Annotated in this window: 1 protein-coding gene; it reads right to left on the bottom strand. The window is 56.3% G+C overall.

All coding sequences use genetic code 11. The features are described 5' to 3' along the window. A partial coding sequence (locus tag GGR91_RS00005; protein ID WP_221204185.1) for a beta strand repeat-containing protein occupies nucleotides 1-3,285 on the bottom strand: 3,285 nt, incomplete at both ends.

The raw sequence follows: 3,285 nt of genomic DNA, 5'->3' as shown, positions 1-3,285 counted from the left end.
CTGCATAAGGATTGATCGTCGCCGTCGTCGACGCAGTCGACGTCGTCAGCGTGTAGTTACCCGCATCCGTACCGCCAAGCGTGATCCCGCTAATGCTGACCGTCTTGCCAATCGCAGCACGCGCATTGTTAAACACACCCGTTGAGGTCGCAACGTTCAAGGCGTCGCCTGTGAACATCCCGTTAAACGTCGCACCCGAAGTGACCAGAGCTGCTGTGTCATTGGCATCATAAGTCTTGTTGGTGGCTGTAATCCCAGAGACCGTGCCGATCGTCGCACGTGTAATGTCAGCCGTACGGGTTCCGCCCACCAACGTGTAGTTGGAAGCAAGGCCAGCTGTTGAACCCGAACCAGCACCCACCAGGCTCAATGTACCAATGTCGAACGCCTTGCCCGTACCGACGTCCTTATCTCTGAGGAGGCCAGAGCCATCAGGGTCCTGGAGTACACCCACCCCAGAAATCGTCAGGGTTTCTGTGCCAACAAGCCCACCAATGGTGAGCACAGATGCAGCAACATCCGCCGTCGCATTATAAACACGACCACCCGTCAAGCTCACAATATAAGGCGTGATTGTGGCTGCATAGTCCGCAAGCCTCAAGCTATAATTTCCGGCAGCGGCGCCCGTAAGAGAGAGACCAGCGAGGGTGATCTTGTTTGCACTGACCACATTTGCGCTGTTAAACGTGCCTGACGCTGTACCAGTGAGGCTTACATCGTCGGGCGTGTAAGCCTTACCGTCAATAGCTGTGCCTGAACCAGCTGCGATAGCGGTCAGCAATGCTGCGGTACCGGAGATTGCAACCGTGGTGTTGCTGTCATAAACCTTCGTGAAGGTAGAGTTTGCCAGGCCGCCGACGACGAGCGTCTTCGGCGTTATTTGACCAATCAAACCGTTAACGGGAGCAGTCGTATCCAGCTGATAGCCATAAACTGGGATAGCATCGGACGCGGCCGATGATGTCACGGTGAAGGTCGCGCCGCTGGCGAGCACCTTCTTGTTGGCGAGCACATTGCCGTTGCCGTCCCGCGCAACATCTGCATTTTCAAAGCTGACACTCGTCGCAGTAGCTGTAACAACATCCGTGTCTGTAACGGTAGCGCTCAGATAGTCGCGCTCGGCGCCGGAAACGGCATAGATGACGCTCCCCGCATTAGCCGTCGTTAGACCGTCATAGACCTTGGAGACGGTTCCCGTCAGCGACACTATAACCTTTGGAGCGTAAGTGTAGAGCACGCCGCTCTTATTGGCCGCGCCCAGGACAGTCGTGGTGCCATAGGCTGCATTATACTGCTTGAAGCCGGGTGTCAGGCCGCCAAGGGTGTCGAGCGAAGGCTTGGTAGACCAAATCCGCCAGACGCCGCCAGCGCCTGTTGTCAGGGCTGTTGCGCCAACATTGTTGATGAAGTTGCCAGCGGAGGCGAGCGTAATGTTTCCGCCGCTGTTGATCGCTTTAGCCAGCGTCAGATTACCCGAAGTGGTTTGCAAGGTTACTGAGCCGGTGCTGGTGACACCAGCTGTGCCGTCGCCAACTGTCAGGGCGCGGCCATTCTTCAAGCTGAAATCACCGCCAGTTGAAGCGCGCAGTACGCCTACGCTATTGGTATTGTTGAGCGTTACCGCGCCAGCACCCGAAATAACCAGGTTGTCGGCCGAAATCGCTCCAACCGCTGCCTGCGTGATTGCACCAGCAGTTGTTGTAATGTTAACTACGGATCCCTGTACCGAGCCAAGCGTAAGTGCCTGGCTGCTCTTGATCGTGACCGGCATCCCGAAGGCGTTGGCTACAATCGTTCCGCTGCCAAGAGCATTCGTGAGACCAAGATCCAGCGCGCCGCGGCCAGCGACCGATGATGTTGCGTTCGCATCGCTCTGTTGAACCGTTAAGAGCAGGTTGTTGTTAGCGCCAAAAGTCAGCGCTGCCGCGGTCTTGATACCCGTTGCAACTGCGGTGCCCTGATCAACATACGCGCCAGCAGTCTTAATGGTAACGATCCCGCGCACCTTGTTGACCTGCGACAAGGTTACCGACGCACCGGGATTAACGCCCGATGACGTGATCGATTTTCCGCCCGCCTGAGAAATGACCGTAATGTCATTGGCCACCGAATTTGTGACAAGGTCAATCGAGGCACAGCCGGTTAGGCAGGAGTTGTTGTTCTGTGCGTCATACGTCGCAAGGCTGGATGTACCTATCAACTTGCCGCCGGCGATCGATAACGTGATGACGCCGTTGAGGCTGATCGTATTAGCCTGTTGCGTGCCTGCACCAAATCCAAACACGTTGAGCGCAGAATCGCCCTGGATGAAGGTTCCGCCACCCGTTAGGTTAAAGCTACCGCCAACCTGCAGATAGGCATCTTGGTTGCTGGCATTGATGTCGGCAGCCTGGGTAGCATTACCAACAGAAACAAGGTTGAAGTCACCCGCCACAAGCGTGTTACCCAAGACAGTGCCGGTCGAACCGGTTCCCGAGTTATCAAACGTTACATCACGGCGGGCGTTAGGCTGGGCATTGACGGTAAAGTTGCCGCCTAAATCAATCACCGCACCATTGGTCTGGGTCAGCAACCCGCCAACTACGAAGGACGCACTTGACGTGTTGGTCGCGCCGCTGGCTTTCAAACCAGCAAGGCTAGCATTGGTGTCAAACGGGTTGATGATCGTGCCAATCGTGACGCCGCCCGAGTTGTAGTTCGTGAAGCGATAATCGGCATTGCTGCTGATGGCCGCTGCAATCACCGGCACAATATTGTCTGGGTGGATTAGGTCTACCAAGCCGCTGGATGTGACCGCCAATTTAGCAGCTTTCAACACAAAGCCGGTGTTGGAGATGATCGACTTGTCGACATTTATCTGTACGCCTTGCGACACACCCGCAGCTTCAATCCAGATAGTGCCCAAGGCATTCGTGTCACCAATAGCGGCATCGATTGTCAAGGCGCCCAGCGAACGCAGCAACAAGTTCTTCGCGCCTGTGCCGTCGCTGTTGACGCCAGCAAGATCGATTGTGCCGCTGGCTTTGGTTGTGACAATTGCTACGTCGCCGGTCAAAACAGCGGCGCGTGCCAATGCGATATTTCCGCCCGCGGTAATGTCGCCTGCTAGACTGTTACTGCCGGCACCCGACTGGGTAAATGCGCCGGTAGCATTGATGTCACCATTTACAGACGTTGTGAACGTGCCTGCGTTGACTACCGTCACAGCACCACCGGCCGTAACCGCCGCGTTCACGGTCAGCGCGCTGCCCGTAAAGCCAAGCGCGCCTGTCAGCGTCGTTGCCC

Origin of the sequence: Sphingorhabdus rigui (assembly GCF_014196595.1) — a bacterium.
GTDB lineage: Bacteria > Pseudomonadota > Alphaproteobacteria > Sphingomonadales > Sphingomonadaceae > Sphingorhabdus_B > Sphingorhabdus_B rigui.
This window is presented reverse-complemented; position numbering and strand designations above follow the sequence as displayed.